This is a genomic window from Streptomyces sp. NPDC087300 (assembly GCF_044744425.1).
In the GTDB taxonomy this organism is placed as follows: Bacteria; Actinomycetota; Actinomycetes; order Streptomycetales; family Streptomycetaceae; genus Streptomyces.
In genome coordinates this window covers 318,109-333,490 of sequence record NZ_JBIUYI010000007.1, presented here as the reverse complement: position 1 = coordinate 333,490, position 15,382 = coordinate 318,109, and the positions used below count along the sequence as shown (strand labels likewise).

Here is a 15,382-nt window from a genome sequence, read left to right as displayed (position 1 = left end):
TAGATCGAACCAACTCTGCCTGAAGCAGAGCTGGCGCGACCGTATGGCGGTCGAGGCACCCCCGCAGTGGAGCCCGGCATCTACCGCAGTTCCGCGCAAGAGGACAGCTCTCGGCGCCCCCGCACGGGCGCGCTACCAGGCGGCAGAAAGGCACGGGCCGTGGCATCCACGGTCACCGAATCCCGCCCGGGCTACGGACAGCTCCTGCGCACCCCTCGCGCCTGGACGTTCCTGCTTCCCGGCTTCGCCGCACGTCAGCCGTTCGCGATGCTCACCATCTCGATCGTGCTCCTCGTGCAGCACACCACCGGCTCCTACGGCGCCGCGGGCGCCGTCTCGGCCGTCACCGGCGTCTCCATGGCGATGTTCGCGCCGTTCAGCGGCAAGCTCGCCGACCGTTTCGGCCAGCGCGCCGTGCTGCTGCCCGGCGTGCTCGTGCACTCCGCCTCCGTGCTCACCATGACGGTCCTCGCGCTCTCCGACGCCCCCCTGTGGGCGCTCTTCGTCGCCGCCGTGCCCGCGGGCGCCTCGACGCCGCAGATCGGCCCCATGGTGCGGGCCCGCTGGGCCGCCAAGCTCCAGGACTCCCCGCTGGCCGGTACGGCGGCCGCCTTCGAGTCGGTCACCGACGAGCTGACCTTCGTACTCGGCCCGCTCGTCGCGACCGCGCTGTGCACCACGATCGACCCGGCCGCCGGACTGCTCACCGAGGCCGGACTCACGCTGGTGGGCGGTCTGCTCTTCGCCGCCCAGAAGAGCACCCAGCCCAAGCCGCACGCGCACGACGCGGAGCACGCCCGCGTGGAGCACGTTTCCGCGCTGCGCATCCCCGGTGTGCAGGTCCTGATCGTGACGTTCCTCGGCATCGGCGCCGTCTTCGGCGGCATGCAGGTCTCGCTGGCCGCCTTCACCGAGTCGATCGGCCAGCCTGGTCTGAACGGCGTCCTGTACGGCACGTTCGCCGCGGGCAACATGCTCTCCGGTGTCGCCTGCGGCGCCATCGCCTGGAAGGTGTCCCCGCAGCGGCGCCTCCTCGTCGGGTACGCGGCGTTGACCCTGATGGCCTCCGGCCTGTGGGCCGCGCACTCCGCGCTGCTGCTCGCCGGACTCGGCCTGCTCGTCGGCATCTGCATCGCTCCCGCGCTGATCAGCGGCTACACGCTGGTCGACAAGCTGGTCCCGCCGACCGGCCGCACGGAGGCCTTCACCTGGCTCACCGGCGCCGTCGCGCTCGGCCAGGCGGCCGCCGTCACGGTCGCGGGACAGCTGGAGGACCGCTTCTGGGACGGTGCCGGATTCCTGGTCCCCCTGGGGGGCACGGCACTGGCTCTCGTGGTGCTGATCGCCCTGCGTTCGCGGCTCGTGCCGAAGGCTCCCGGACGGACGGTCGCGCGTGGCGTGGGTCACCGCACGCCGGTCACGGTGGACTGATCTCGCGGAATACGTCACTATGGACCGTCGTTAGCACTCATCGAGTGAGAGTGCCAGGAGGAAGCAAGTGCCGACGTACCAGTACCAGTGCACCGAGTGCGGCGAGGGCCTCGAGGCGGTGCAGAAGTTCACCGATGACGCCCTGACCGTGTGCCCCAACTGCGACGGACGCCTCAAGAAGGTGTTCTCGGCGGTCGGCATCGTCTTCAAGGGATCCGGCTTCTACCGCAACGACAGCCGCGGCTCGTCGTCGAGCAGCACGCCGGCCACGTCGAAGGGTTCGTCCGACGCGAAGTCCTCTTCGTCGTCGACTTCGTCGTCGTCCTCGACCTCTTCGTCCTCCTCCTCGGACTCGAAGTCGTCCGGCTCCTCGTCGACGTCGTCGTCGAGTTCGGCCGCGTAGCGCTTCACCGGACACTTCCGGACACACCCTTCAGGACCTCGCCGTTTCCGACGGCGGGGTCCTCGGCGTTCGCCGAAGGGTCCTCCCAGGGGCTGCCTGTTTCCCGGCCCGGATATCGTGCGGCCCATGGTGAACACGGCGAACGCGACGCGGGCCGAGATCGGCGTGATCGGCGGCTCCGGCTTCTACTCCTTCCTCGACCGGGTGACCGAGATCCAGGTCGACACCCCCTACGGGGCCCCCAGCGACTCCCTGTTCCTCGGTGAGGTCGCCGGACGCCGGGTCGCCTTCCTGCCCCGGCACGGCCGCGGCCACCATCTGCCACCGCACCGCATCAACTACCGCGCCAACCTGTGGGCGTTGCGGTCCGTGGGCGTACGGCAGGTGCTCGGTCCCTGCGCGGTCGGCGGGCTGCGAGCCGAGTACGGGCCCGGGACGCTGCTGATCCCCGACCAACTCGTGGACCGCACGAAGTCGCGTGCGCAGACGTACTTCGACGGGGTGCCGCTGCCCGACGGAGACGTGCCCAACGTCGTGCACGTCTCACTCGCCGACCCGTACTGCCCCGTGGGGCGCGGCGCCGCGCTGAAGGCCGCGCGCGGCCGGGAGTGGGAGCCGGTGGACGGCGGGACGCTCGTGGTGGTCGAGGGACCGCGCTTCTCGACCCGCGCGGAGTCGCTCTGGCATGCGGCGCAGGGCTGGTCGGTGGTGGGCATGACCGGGCACCCCGAGGCGGCGCTCGCCCGCGAACTGGAGCTCTGCTACACGTCGTTGACGCTGGTCACCGACCTGGACGCGGGCGCGGAGACCGGCGAGGGCGTCTCGCACGACGAGGTGCTCCAGGTGTTCGCCGCCAATGTGGACCGGCTGCGGGGCGTCCTGTTCGACGCGGTGGCGGGGCTGCCGACGGACGGCGAGCGGGCGTGCTTGTGCGCGGGGGCGCTGGGCGGGATGGATCCGGGGATCCGGCTGCCGTGAGCGGCTCACCTAGTCGCTGAGGGTGCGGAACTCCCCCTTCGGGTGGGGGAGTTATCCACAACCGGCGGGCAGTCCACAGGGCTCAGCGGGAATCGGCGTGGGCCTGCATCGTGAGAGCGCAAGCCCAGCTCTTCGCATCGCAGGCGGTGGTCGTCGTGTCCCACGTCCCTTCTCAGGCCCAGCGTTCCCATGCTCAGCGCTCTCCGGCCCAGCGTTCTCCGACCCCATGCGCTCCGGCCCAACCGGCAGAGCGCTGCCCGGTCCCCCACATCGCACCCGTGCGGGTGCGCGGCGGGTATCCGCGGCTGCGCGGGCTGCTGCGGCACAGACGGCGCGCCATGGCCGCGGGGCTCGCGATGACCGCCGCCGCGCTCGCCACCGCGGGCCCACGGGAGGCCGCGCCGCCCCAGGCGCGCGCGGCGGCCGTGCAGCCCGCGCGGGAGGGGCGCTCCGTGGACCGGGTGACGGCGCCGGTGCGGATCGCCGACGCGGACGCGGTGCGCCTGCTGCGTACCGGCGACCGGGTCGACGTGATCGCCGCCGACGGGTCGCCCGCGGGCGGCGGCACACCCCGCGTGGTGGCCTCGGGAGCGCGGGTTTCAGAGGTGCCCGAGCGCGGGGAAAGTCCCGTCGAGAGCGGCGCGTTGGTGGTGCTCTCGGTGCCGCGGGACACGGCCGCACGGCTCGCCGGGGCCGGTGCGAGCGCGCGCCTGGCGGTGACGCTGCGATGAACGGAAACGTTCACGATCGCGCTGAACCCCTGTCAAGTCGCCCATTCGTGCGAGCGAATTGGACAGGCCAGCCACGGTCTGACGTAGGTTGCGAAGTTGTTTGTTCAGCAACCCGCACATGCAACGAAAGGCCTCGTGGTGAGCGAGAAGAAGGAACCGGGCGTCTGGGAGGGCTTCAAGGCCTTCCTGATGCGCGGCAATGTCGTCGACCTGGCGGTCGCGGTGGTCATCGGCGCCGCGTTCACGAACATCGTGAACTCGGTGGTCAAGGGTGTCATCAACCCGCTCGTCGGCGCCTTCGGGACGAAGGATCTCGACCACTACAGCTCGTGCCTGAAGGCGCCGTGCGAGATGAAGAACGGCGACGTCGTCAGCGGCATCCCGATCATGTGGGGTTCCGTGCTCAGCGCGATCCTCAGCTTCGTGATCACCGCGGCCGTCGTGTACTTCCTGATGGTCCTGCCCATGGCCAAGTACCTGGCGAAGGTCGCCGCGAAGAAGGCCGAGAAGGAGGGCACCCAGGAGGTCATCGAGATCTCCGAGCTGGAGGTCCTCAAGGAGATCCGCGACGCCTTGGTGGCGCAGCGCGGCTCGGGGCACCGCGAGGAGTAGCCCTCGCTCAGAGGTGGTGGGGCGGCTTCTCGTCGAGGAAGCGCGCCAGGTCGGCGGCGCTGTCGCCGCCGACCTCGGTCCGCTCTCCCCACCCTCGGTCCGTGTCGTCCGAAGACTGCTGCGACAGCGGATCGTCGAAGATCAGCGCGTGCTTCGGCTTCTTCGGGTCCTTCGGATCCTTCGGCCTCTCCGGATCACGCGGCTCGGGGGCGGGGGCGGTACTCATGCCTCCAGGGTACGTCCAGGGAGCGCGGGGACCCCGGTCAGCTCGGGGCCTCCGCTCCCTTGCGGGCGTAGAACCACCAGCAGACGACCAGGCACGTGCCGTAGAAGCCGACGAACATCCACAGCGCGGTGGTGACGGCCAGGTTGGCGAACATCGCGGGGATGAAGAAGAAGCCGTACGCCGCGATGGCCGCGGAGAATCCGGTGACCGCGCCCGACTCCATCTCGGCCTGCTTCAGCGCGGCGCCCTCCGCCTCGGGGCCCTGGCCCGCCGCCTTCTTCAGGTGCAGGTCACGGAAGATGACCGGAATCTGCCGGAACGTCGAGCCGTTGCCGATGCCGGAGAACGCGAAGGCGCAGAGGAACCCGACGTAGAAGGTCCAGAAGCTGCCCTTGTCGCCTCCGGAGGGCAGGGCGCTGATCACGACGACCAGCGACGCGGCCATGCCGACGAAGGACACCATGGTGACCCGGGCGCCGCCGATCCGGTCCGACAGCCAGCCGCCCGCCCAGCGGGTGAGGGCCCCGATGAAGGGGCCGATCCAGGCGTAGGTGGTGGCCTGGTAGCCCGAGGCCGAGAAGTTGTTCTTGATCAGCAGCGGCAGGCCCGCGGCGAAGCCGATGAACGAGCCGAAGGTGCCCACGTACAGCCAGGTCATCAGCCAGTTGTGCTTGCGCTTGAAGATGATCTTCTGGCGGCTGAAGGGGGCGGCGGCGACCTTGAGGTCGTTCATCAGGAACCAGGCGAGCAGCGCCAAGATCACCAGGAGCGGCACCCAGAGGAACGCGCCGTTCTGGAGCCAGACGTCCTGGTTCTTGACGGTGTCGCGCTGCGGATCGCCCGCGGGCGCGCCGAGGACGGCCGCGGTGACCACCAGCGGGGCGACCAGCTGGACGACGGAGACACCGAGGTTGCCCAGGCCGCCGTTGAGTCCCGCGGCGCTGCCCTTCTCCTTCTTGGGGAAGAAGAAGCCGATGTTCGCCATCGACGAGGAGAAGTTGGCGCCGCCGATGCCGCAGACCGCGGCGATCAGGGCGAGCTCCCAGTAGGGGGTGCCGGTGTCCTGGAGCGCGAATCCCAGCCAGAGCATCGGCGCGATCAGGATGATCGTGGAGAACGCGGTGAACTTCCGCTCGCCGAAGATCGGCCCGATGAAGGTGTAGAGGACCCGGAAGGTGCCGCCGGTGAGGCCGGGGATGGCCGTCAGCCAGAACAGCTGCGAGGTGGTGAGACCGAAGCCGACGTCGTTGAGGCGGACCGCGGTGACGGACCAGACCTGCCAGACGACGAAGCCGAGCATCAGGGCCGGGATGGACACCCACAGGTTGCGGTTCGCGACCTTGTGTCCCGTGGTGCGCCAGAAGGAGTCGTCCTCGGGCTGCCATTCCGCGATCGTGGATCCCGGCCGGTAGGTGTCGCCCGTCCGCCGGTGGCTGGTGGGAGCGCTCATGCGGCCACGCTAGGCACAGCCCCTGGTGAGCGCCTGTCCGATGGGCCGTTCGGGTGGCGCGGGCGGCACGCGAAGCGGGCGCCGTCAGACGGCCTTGAGGCCCTGGGCCTCGAAGATCTCCTTGGCGGCCGTGATCTGCTCCGGCGTCGGCGAGGGGGTGTCACGCAGCGTGAAGTCCTTGCCGAGTGCGTCCCACTTCGCCTCCCCCAGCTTGTGGAAGGGCAGCACGTCGACGCGCGAGACGTTGCCGAGCGAGGCGGCGAAGCGGGCGACGCCCTCGATGTTGGCCGGGTCGTCGGTCAGGCCGGGCACCAGGACGAAGCGCACCCAGACGTCCTTGCCGAGGTCGGCGAGGCGGTGGGCGAAGTCGAGGGTCGGCGCCAGCGGACGCCCGGTGACCCGCTGGTACGTCTCGGGGTCCCAGGACTTGAGGTCGAGGAGCACCAGGTCGACGTCGCGCAGCAGCGCGTCGGTGGCGCGTGCGCCGAGGTAGCCCGAGGTGTCCAGGGCGGTGTGCAGGCCCAGTTCGTGCTTGAGGCGGTGCAGGAGTTCACCGGTGAAGACGGGCTGCAGCAGGGGCTCGCCGCCGCTGACGGTGGCTCCTCCCCCGGCGGCCGCGATGAACTTGGTGTACTTGGCCGCTTCCGCGATGACGTCATCGGCCGTGGTCCGCTTGCCGTCACGCATCCGCCAGGTGTCGGGGTTGTGGCAGTACAGGCAGCTCAGCGGGCAGCCGGCGAGGAAGGTGACGAACCGCGTGCCGGGTCCGTCGACGCCGGTGGACAGGTCCCAGGAGTGGATGGACCCGGTGACGGGGCGGTGGGTCGCGGCCGCGGCGGGCGTGACGGCGTCCTCGTCGCTCACGACGGGGCGCACGGGGATGTCGGTACCGAGCAGAACAGCCATGGCGGAACTCCCGAACTACTGGCAGGACGTGGTGTGCGCGGCACCCGGGGCCGGGGTGAGGGCCCGGCCCCGGGGCCGCGGATCGGGGGCGGCTCCCCGACGGGAGCCGGTGGCTCAGAGCGAGCCGTGGAAGGTGCGGTGGATGACGTCGAGCTGCTGGTCGCGGGTGAGCCTGATGAAGTTGACCGCGTATCCGGAGACCCGGATGGTCAGCTGCGGGTAGTTCTCCGGGTGCTCCATCGCGTCCTCGAGCGTCGCCTTGTTCAGCACGTTGACGTTCATGTGGAAGCCGTCGCTGGCCATGAAGCCGTCCAGGACGCCGGAGAGGTTCGCCACCCGCTCCTCGGGGGTGCGGCCGAGCGCGTCCGGGGTGATGGTGTTGGTCAGCGAGATGCCGTCCTCGGCGTCGTCGTAGTTGAGCTTGGCGACCGACATCGCGGAGGCGATGTAGCCGTGCTCGTCACGGCCGTTCATCGGGTTGGCGCCCGGGGCGAACGGCTCTCCCGCGCGGCGGCCGTCGGGGGTGTTGCCGGTCTTCTTGCCGTAGACGACGTTCGAGGTGATCGTCAGGACCGACTGGGTGTGCACCGCGTTCCGGTAGGTCGGGTGCTGGCGGATCTTGCCCATGAAGTCGGAGACGATCTGCTGCGCGATGGCGTCGACCCGCTCGTCGTTGTTGCCGAAGGCCGGGTAGTCGCCCTCGATCTCGTAGTCGACGGCGAGGCCCGTCTCGTCGCGGATGACCTTGACCTTGGCGTGCTTGACGGCCGAGAGCGAGTCCGCCGCGACCGACAGGCCGGCGATGCCGCAGGCCATCGTGCGCAGGATCTCCTGGTCGTGCAGGGCCATCTCGATGCGCTCGTAGGCGTACTTGTCGTGCATGTAGTGGATGACGTTGAGCGCGTGTACGTACGTCTTGCCGAGCCAGCCGAGCATCGCGTCGTACTGCTTGGCGAGGGTCTCGTACTCCAGGTATTCGTCGGTGAGGGGCTCGAAGCCCTCGACGACGAGCTTGCCGGACTTCTCGTCGCGGCCGCCGTTGATCGCGTAGAGCAGCGCCTTGGCGACGTTCACACGGGCGCCGAAGAACTGCATCTGCTTGCCGACGGCCATCGCGGAGACGCAGCAGGCGATCGCGGTGTCGTCGCCGTACTTGGGGCGCATCAGGTCGTCGGACTCGAACTGGATGGCCGAGGTGTCGATGGCGACCTTGGAGGCGAACTCCTTGAAGCCCTGCGGCAGCTGCTGCGCCCAGAAGACCGTGAGGTTCGGCTCGGGGGCCGGGCCGAGGTTGTAGAGGGTCTGCAGGGCGCGGAAGGTGGTGCGCGAGACCAGCGGGCGGCCGTCCTCCCCGATGCCCGCCATCGACCAGGTGACCCAGGTCGGGTCGCCGGAGAAGCCCTCGTTGTACTCGGGGGTGCGCAGGAAGCGGACGATGCGGAGCTTGATGACGAAGTCGTCGATGAACTCCTGGGCCTCGGCCTCGGTGATGCGCCCTGCCTCGATGTCGCGCTGGAGGTAGATGTCGAGGAAGTTGTCGATGCGGCCGATCGACATGGCCGCGCCGTTCTGCTCCTTCACGGCGGCGAGGTAGGCGAAGTACAGCCACTGGATGGCCTCGCGGCCGGTGGTGGCGGGCTTCGAGATGTCGTAGCCGTACGACATCGCCATGGCCTTCAGTTCCTTGAGGGCCTTGATCTGCTCGGAGATCTCCTCGCGGCCGCGGATGACCTCTTCGGTCGCCCACTGCTCGCCGAGCGCGGCCTTGTCGGCCTCCTTGGCGGCGATCAGGTGGTCGACGCCGTAGAGGGCGACGCGCCGGTAGTCGCCGATGATGCGACCACGGCCGTAGGCGTCGGGCAGGCCGGTGATGATGCCCGAGGAGCGGCAGGCGCGGATCTCGGGGGTGTAGGCGTCGAAGACGCCCTCGTTGTGGGTCTTGCGGAGGTGGGTGTAGATCTCCCTGACCTCAGGGTCGGCCTCGTAGCCGTAGGAGTTGAGGGAGTTCTCGACCATGCGCCAGCCGCCGTTGGGCATGATGGCGCGCTTGAGGGGGGCGTCGGTCTGAAGGCCCACGATGAGGTCGCGGTCGGCGTCGATGTAGCCGGGCTTGAAGGCGTCGATGCGGGACGGGGTCTTCACGTCCACGTCGTAGATGCCCTGCTCGATCTCCGTGGGGAACATCGAGAGGAGCTTCTCCCAGATCTGGGTGGTGCGTTCGGTCGCACCGGCCAGAAAGGAGGCGTCGCCTTCGTAGGGGCTGTAGTTCTGCTGCACGAAGTCGCGGACGTCGACGGCGTCGCGCCACAGACCGCCCTTGAAGCCCTCCCAGGCCCCGTCGTGCACTGTCGTTTCCGCAGGAGTGGCAGTCATGACCCGCACCTTCCGTATCGCTTCGTCGCTACGCCTCCATTTCACTCCCTTTTGATCGATCAAGGGCTCCGCAATGGTCCTCTCTCGGGGACCGATAGTCCCCTTTCCTCTCGGAGAGACCCCTCCATCACCTCTCTGACCTGGTATTTCCTCCGGGACTTTGGACCTAAGTTCGCTTGTGAATGCATTCACAAGAATTTCGCGGAAATCCCGTGGTACGCGGCCGAAAAAGGAGAGTGGGCCGAGTGCTCCCACACTCGGCCCACCCGGACCGGACCGCTCACGCCACCTGGAGCGTCAGCTCGGCGCCTCCGCGCCCTTGCGGGCGTAGAACCACCAGGCGACCGCGATGCAGCTGACGTAGAAGCCCACGAAGCCCCACATCGCGCTGGTCACCGCGAAGTTGGCGAACATCGCCGGGATGAAGAAGAAGCCGTACGCCGCGATGGCGGAGGTGAAGCCGGTGACGGCGCCCGCCTCCATCTCCGACTGCTTCAGCGCCTTCGTGTACTCGGGCGTGCCCTCGGTCAGGCCCTTCAGGTGCTGGCTGCGGAAGATCACCGGGATCTGCCGGAACGTGGAGCCGTTGCCGATGCCCGAGAAGAAGAACGCGCTCAGGAAACAGGCGAAGAAGCCCCAGAAGTTGCCGTTGTCGCCGCCGGAGGGCAGGAAGTTGATGACGCCGATGATCGAGATCGCCATGCCGACGAACGAGATGATGGTGACCCGCGCGCCGCCGATCTTGTCGGCGATCCAGCCGCCGGCCCAGCGGGCCAGCGCGCCCACGGCCGGGCCCATCCAGGCGTACGTGGCCGCGGAGTAGGCCGCGTCGATCGGGGTGAAGGTGGTCTTGATCAGCATCGGCAGGGCGGCGGCGAAGCCGATGAAGGAGCCGAAGGTGCCGACGTAGAGCCAGGTCATCAGCCAGTTGTGCTTGCGCTTGAAGATGATCTTCTGCTGGCTGAAGGGGGTCGAGGCGACCTTGAGGTCGTTCTGGCCGAACCAGGCGACGACGGCCAGGATCACCAGGACGGGCACCCAGAGGAACGCGGCGTTCTGCAGCCACACGGGCGTGCCGTCGGCCTTGTGCTGGGCCGAGCCGACCGCGATGACCGAGCTGGTGATGACGATCGGGGTGAGCAGCTGGACGACGGAGACACCGAGGTTGCCGAGGCCGCCGTTGATGCCCGTGGCGTTGCCCTTGTCCTTCTTGGGGAAGAAGAAGCCGATGTTGGCCAGGGACGAGGCGAAGTTGGCGCCACCGATGCCGCAGAGGGCGGCGATGGCGATCATCACGCCGTACGAGGTGTCGGGGTTCTGGACCGCGATGCCGAGCCAGATCAGCGGGATGACCAGGACGATCGTGGAGAGCGCGGTGAACCGGCGCTGGCCGATCATCGGGCCGAGGAAGGTGTAGAAGATGCGGGCCGTGCCGCCCGTCAGACCCGGCACCGCCGTCAGCCAGAACAGCTGGGAGGTGGAGAAGCCGAAGCCCACGTCCTTCAGGTTGGTCGCGGTGACCGACCACACCTGCCAGACGACGAAGGCCACCAGGAGCGCGGGAACCGCGATCCACAGGTTGCGGGCCGCGACCTTCTTGCCCGTGGACTTCCAGAAGAGGTCGTTCTCCGGCTCCCAGTCGGTGATGGTGCGGCCGGGGCGGTACTGCGCGGGGTCGTACGACGTTCCCTCTGGCGCGGTCCGCGCTCGTTGGGCGGCAGGCGATCTCATGATGGTTCCCAGTTCGCTCAGGGTCCCGACCTTTGCACGGGGCCTGACGTCTCCACGATCCGTCGTGGCGGGCCCCGCCAGCAGAGGCGTAGGACACCTGGTGACCAGGCCAAAGACCGCGAGTACGGCGGGACTTCAGACCTCGCGTACGGGCACTTCGGAGGCGGGCGTCGCCGGCACCGTGTGCACGGGAAGCCTGACCGACGGGTCGTCCAGGCACTCGCCGGTCCGCAGGTCGAACTCCTGCTTGTGCATCGGCGAGGCCACGACGGGGCGGCCGTCGCGGGTGCCCATGATGCCGCCCGCGATCACGTCGGTCCCGGAGAACGGGTCGCGGTTGCCGACCGCGTAGACGGTGCCCGAGCGGTCCTTGAACAGGGCCGCCTCCGAGCCGTCGGGAAGGACGGCCGCCCGGCCGCGGCCCGGCTCCAGGAACTCGGGCGACGGCTGCGCGAGGTGCTGCTCGAAGCGCGCGAGCGCCCGCGGGTCTTCGAGCACGGCCTGCCACTCGTCCTGGTAGGCCGCCGCGTGGCGGTCCATCTGGGCCTCGAGATCGGCGCAGATGCCCAGCGAGTCCTCGATCAGGACGGACTTCAGGTGGTCGAGGCCGCCGATCCGCTCGAACCACGGGGCGGTGCGCTCCAGGCGCTCGCCGGTGCGCAGGTAGTACATGAGGAAGCGGTCGACGAGGCGCAGGAGTTCGGCGGTGGACAGGTCGGCGGCGAACAGGTCGGCGTGGCGCGGGGTGGTGCCGCCGTTGCCGCAGACGTAGAGGTTCCAGCCGTTGGCGGTGGCGATGACGCCGATGTCCTTGCCGCGGGCCTCGGCGCACTCGCGCAGGCAGCCCGAGACGCCGCCCTTGATCTTGTGCGGGGTGCGCAGGCCGCGGTAGCGCAGCTCCAGATCGATGGCGAGCTGCACGGAGTCGCCCTGCCCGAACCGGCAGAACTTGGCGCCGACGCAGGACTTCACCGTACGCAGCGACTTGCCGTAGGCGTGGCCGGACTCCAGGCCCGCGTCGACCAGGCGGCGCCAGATGGCGGGGAGTTGGTCGGCGCGGGCGCCGAAGAGGTCGATGCGCTGACCGCCGGTGATCTTCGTGTAGAGGTCGAAGTCGCGGGCGACCTCGCCGATCACGATGAGTTTGTCGGGGGTGATCTCGCCGCCGGGGATGCGCGGGACGACCGAGTAGGTGCCGTCCTTCTGGAGGTTGGCGAGGAAGAGGTCGTTGGAGTCCTGGAGGGTGGCCTGCTCGCCGTCCAGGACGTGGCCGAGGCCCAGTTCGGGCGCGAGGGTGCCGAGGACGTTGCCGACGACGGGCTTGCAGACGACGCAGCCCTCGCCGCCCAGGCCGTGCTTGGCCATCAGTTCGGCGAAGGAGCGGATGTGCTCGGTGCGCACCGCCTCGTAGATCTCGGCACGGGTCAGCGCGAAGTGCTCGCACAGCCCCTTGGCCTTCTCGATCCCGGTGGCGGCCAGCTCCGCGTCGAGCACGGACTGGAGGGTGGAGAGGCAGCCGCCACAGCCGGTGCCCGCCTTGGTGCAGCGCTTGATGCCGCCGATGTCGGTGAGGGAGTTCTCGGCGACGGCGGTGCGCACGGCGCCCTTGGTGACGTTGTGGCAGCTGCAGACGACGGCGTCGTCGGGCAGCGCGTCGGCGCCCGGGAGTTCGACGCCGGACGCGGGCAGGACGTAGGCCTCGGGCGGTGCGGGCAGGGCGCGGCCCGCGTGCGGCTTCAGGGTGCCGTAGGCGTCGGCGTCGCCGACCAGGATGCCACCGAGGAGGCGCCCGTCGGGGCCGAGGAGCAGCTTCTTGTAGACGCCTTCGCGAGTGTCGGAGAAGACGACGGAGACGGCACCGCCGTCCTCGCCCTCGGGCGCGAAGGGATCGCCGAAGGAGGCGACGTCGGCGCCCATCAGCTTCAGCTTGGTGGAGGTGTCGGCGCCGGTGAAGACGGTGCCGCCCTCGCCCGCGAGGGCGTCGGCCGCGGCCTCGGCCATCTGGTAGCCGGGGGCGACCAGGCCGTAGACGCGGCCATCGGCGCTCTGGGCGCACTCGCCGATGGCGTAGACGTAGGGGTCGGTGGTGCGGCAGTGCTCGTCGACGACGACGCCGCCCCGGTCGCCCGCCGCGAGGCCGGCCTCCCGGGCGAGGCGGTCCCTGGGGCGTACGCCCGCGGAGAAGACCACGACGTCGGTGTCGATGGTGCGGCCGTCGCTCAGCCGCAGGGCCCGCACGGCGCCGTCGGCGTCCGTCTCGACCTGGCTCGCCCCGACGCCCGTGTGCACGGCGACGCCCATCGACTCGATGGTGGCGCGCAGCGCGGCCGCGCCGCCGTCGTCGACCTGGAGGGGCATGAGGCGGGGCGCGAACTCGACGACGTGGGTGCGCAGCCCGAGCGTGCGCAGGGCGCCCGCCGCCTCCAGACCGAGCAGGCCGCCCCCGATGACGACGCCGGTGGCACGGTCGCCCTCGGAGGCGTACGCGGTGAGGGTCTCGACGTCGTACAGGGTGCGGTAGGTGAAGCAGCCGGGGGCGTCGGCGCCCTCGATGGGCGGCACGAAGGGGTAGGAGCCGGTGGCGACGACCAGGGCGTCGTAGGAGACGGTGGCGCCGGATGTGGTGGTCACGGTGCGGGCGGCGGTGTCGATGTGCTCGGCCGGGTCGCCCAGGCGCAGGTCGATGCCGTGGCGGGCGATGAACTCGGCGTCGCAGACGGAGAGTTCGTCGTCACCGGCGCCGGTGAACGCGGAGGACAGGTGGACCCTGTCGTACGCGGGCCTGTCCTCCTCGGCGAGCACGGTCACCTGCCAGCCGGGGCCCTGCGGAGCGGCGGGGTCGGCCAGGGCGCCGCGCTCGGCGAGTACCTCCAGGAAACGCTGGCCCACCATTCCGTGGCCGATGAGCACCAGGGTCTGGATCATGGGGGCACACTCCGTCGTCTGAGGTGGCTGGGTGCGTTCCTCTTGACGGTAGGCCGCACGGAGCGGGCCGCCGGGCCGAGAAGGACCCCTCTGGCCGGGCCCAACGACCCGGGGAATCAGGGCTTTTGGCGGCTTTTGACCGGTGGGGGCGGGCGTAGCGTCGTCGGTGACGGGCTGCTCCCCGACCAAGAGCGCAGCCCGACGCGATGCGGTTTCCGGGGCGGGAGTGCGGCGACACCACCTTCCCGCCCCGGGCCCGCTCGCCGCGATCCCCCGTCGTCGAGTTCCGGGTGGGCCGAGCAGTGCGACCTTTCGTCCTCGCCGTGCACGGCAGTTCGCTGCCGACGGCCGCGGCCACGCTGGAGCGACTGTGCGACGCCGTCGAGCGTCTCGGCGGGATCCGCCCCGTCCTGGGCCATCTCGACCACCAGTCCCCCTCCCTCGCCGAAGCCCTCTCGGAGAGCGCTGTCGTGGTCCCGCTCCTCCTCGGGGACGGCTATCACCGCACGGTCGACATCCCCGCGGTCGTCGAGGGACACGGCATGGACTGCGTCCTCACGCCCGGCCTCAGCGGGGAGCCCGCCATCGCGGTCGCCCTGCGGGACCGGCTGCGGGAGGCCGAGGAGCGGGCGGGGGTGCGGGCCGACGCGGTGGTGCTCGCGGCCGCCGGGTCGTCGCGGCCGGGTGGCAACGACGGGGCGCTCGTCGCGGCTCGCCAGTTGCGGGCGCTGCTGCCCGGGGTGCCGGTGCGGACGGCTTACTGCTCCGCCGCGAAGCCGGGCGTTCCTGAGGCGGTGGCGCGGCTGCGGGCCGCGGGGCACGGCAGGGTGGCCGTGGCGACGCACCTGTTGGCACCGGGCCGCTTTACGCTGGCGCTGGCCGGGGCGGGGGCCGATGCGGTGTCCGCGCCGATCGCGGACCATGCGGAGGTGGGCCGACTGGTCCTGCACCGCTACGAGGTGGCCCACGTCCCCGCCGTATCCCCCTTGCTACCCGAGCCTGCCTGACCCACCCCACCCTCTGCCCTCGTTCCCGCCCCTCGGCACCGTGACACCAAACCACCCGCACCGTGGCCGACGCCCCCGTCCCCGCCCCTCGGCACCGTGGGCTGTGCCCACCCGTGCCGCCCAGCGGCACGATTGCCCACAGCGGGGCGGCCCCTCGGCCCATGCCCGCAGCGGGCGAACGCTCGGCCCATGCCCACAGCGGGCAGACCCTCAGCCCACGCCCGCAGCGGCGGCAGCAGGGGCAGCCGTCGCGGTGACGGCGCCAGCGGCAGCGGCAGCAACAACCACGGTGGCGGCAGCGGCAGCAACAACGGTGGCGGCACCGACAACGACGGTGGCGGTGGCGGTGGCGGTGGCGGTGGCGGCAGGGATGCACCCACCGTCCCGCACCCGCGAGCGAGACCCGAGGGGACGCGGCGGTATGTCCGCCCGGAGCACAAGCAGCCACGAGCCGAGGTGCATGACCACGACGGCTCACCGGGATAGCGAGGACGGACATACCGCCGCGGCCCCGCCCCGAGACGCGGCCCGAGGCGACGCCCCACACGCCGGTCGAAGGCGGCGCCCGCCAGCCCACCCCCTTGCGTCGCCCGAGTGGCCACCCCGCCC

At 70.4% G+C, this 15,382-nt stretch carries 12 protein-coding genes; 6 read left to right on the top strand and 6 right to left on the bottom strand.

What is annotated here, in order from left to right:
- The first annotated feature begins 159 nt into the window (after window positions 1-159).
- From ACIO9J_RS29820 to mscL, 5 genes are all read left to right on the top strand, one after another.
- Window positions 160-1,431 (top strand): MFS transporter, encoded by a 1,272-nt coding sequence (locus ACIO9J_RS29820; RefSeq protein ID WP_402006247.1) that lies wholly within the window; start codon window positions 160-162, stop codon window positions 1,429-1,431.
- A 67-nt stretch (window positions 1,432-1,498) separates the two neighbouring features.
- Window positions 1,499-1,834 carry an FmdB family zinc ribbon protein gene (locus ACIO9J_RS29815; protein ID WP_402006244.1) on the top strand — a complete coding sequence of 112 codons (336 nt, stop codon included), beginning with the start codon at window positions 1,499-1,501 and terminating at the stop codon, window positions 1,832-1,834.
- 126 nt (window positions 1,835-1,960) lie between these two features.
- Window positions 1,961-2,812: an S-methyl-5'-thioadenosine phosphorylase gene (locus tag ACIO9J_RS29810; RefSeq protein ID WP_402006241.1), complete on the top strand. Its 852-nt coding sequence runs from the start codon at window positions 1,961-1,963 to the stop codon at window positions 2,810-2,812.
- Between the two features lie 278 nt (window positions 2,813-3,090).
- Window positions 3,091-3,543: a hypothetical protein gene (locus ACIO9J_RS29805; protein WP_402006238.1), complete on the top strand. Its 453-nt coding sequence runs from the start codon at window positions 3,091-3,093 to the stop codon at window positions 3,541-3,543.
- 138 nt (window positions 3,544-3,681) lie between these two features.
- Entirely contained in the window at window positions 3,682-4,155 is a 474-nt protein-coding gene (gene mscL / locus ACIO9J_RS29800) for a large conductance mechanosensitive channel protein MscL (RefSeq protein WP_402006235.1), read from the top strand.
- Window positions 4,156-4,162: 7 nt separating this feature from the next.
- Here the strand turns inward: mscL and ACIO9J_RS29795 are convergent, their stop codons facing one another.
- The 6 genes from ACIO9J_RS29795 to nirB all read right to left on the bottom strand — a co-directional run bounded on the left by ACIO9J_RS29795 (window position 4,163) and on the right by nirB (window position 13,766).
- Window positions 4,163-4,381 carry a hypothetical protein gene (locus tag ACIO9J_RS29795; protein WP_402006232.1) on the bottom strand — a complete coding sequence of 73 codons (219 nt, stop codon included), beginning with the start codon at window positions 4,379-4,381 and terminating at the stop codon, window positions 4,163-4,165.
- 37 nt (window positions 4,382-4,418) lie between these two features.
- A complete protein-coding gene (locus ACIO9J_RS29790) occupies window positions 4,419-5,831 on the bottom strand; it encodes a NarK family nitrate/nitrite MFS transporter (RefSeq protein ID WP_402006229.1) in 1,413 nt (470 codons plus the stop codon).
- 84 nt (window positions 5,832-5,915) lie between these two features.
- Window positions 5,916-6,737: a pyruvate formate-lyase-activating protein gene (gene pflA / locus ACIO9J_RS29785; RefSeq protein ID WP_402006226.1), complete on the bottom strand. Its 822-nt coding sequence runs from the start codon at window positions 6,735-6,737 to the stop codon at window positions 5,916-5,918.
- A 114-nt stretch (window positions 6,738-6,851) separates the two neighbouring features.
- Complete coding sequence (gene pflB / locus ACIO9J_RS29780; RefSeq protein WP_402006223.1) at window positions 6,852-9,110, bottom strand: formate C-acetyltransferase; 2,259 nt, start codon at window positions 9,108-9,110, stop codon at window positions 6,852-6,854.
- Window positions 9,111-9,407: 297 nt separating this feature from the next.
- Window positions 9,408-10,841 (bottom strand): NarK family nitrate/nitrite MFS transporter, encoded by a 1,434-nt coding sequence (locus ACIO9J_RS29775; RefSeq protein ID WP_402006220.1) that lies wholly within the window; start codon window positions 10,839-10,841, stop codon window positions 9,408-9,410.
- 135 nt (window positions 10,842-10,976) lie between these two features.
- Window positions 10,977-13,766: a nitrite reductase large subunit NirB gene (gene nirB / locus ACIO9J_RS29770; protein ID WP_402006217.1), complete on the bottom strand. Its 2,790-nt coding sequence runs from the start codon at window positions 13,764-13,766 to the stop codon at window positions 10,977-10,979.
- A gap of 302 nt (window positions 13,767-14,068) precedes the next feature.
- Here nirB and ACIO9J_RS29765 point away from each other — a divergent pair, with 302 nt between their 5' ends.
- Entirely contained in the window at window positions 14,069-14,773 is a 705-nt protein-coding gene (locus tag ACIO9J_RS29765; protein WP_402006214.1) for a sirohydrochlorin chelatase, read from the top strand.
- Window positions 14,774-15,382: the final 609 nt, after the last annotated feature.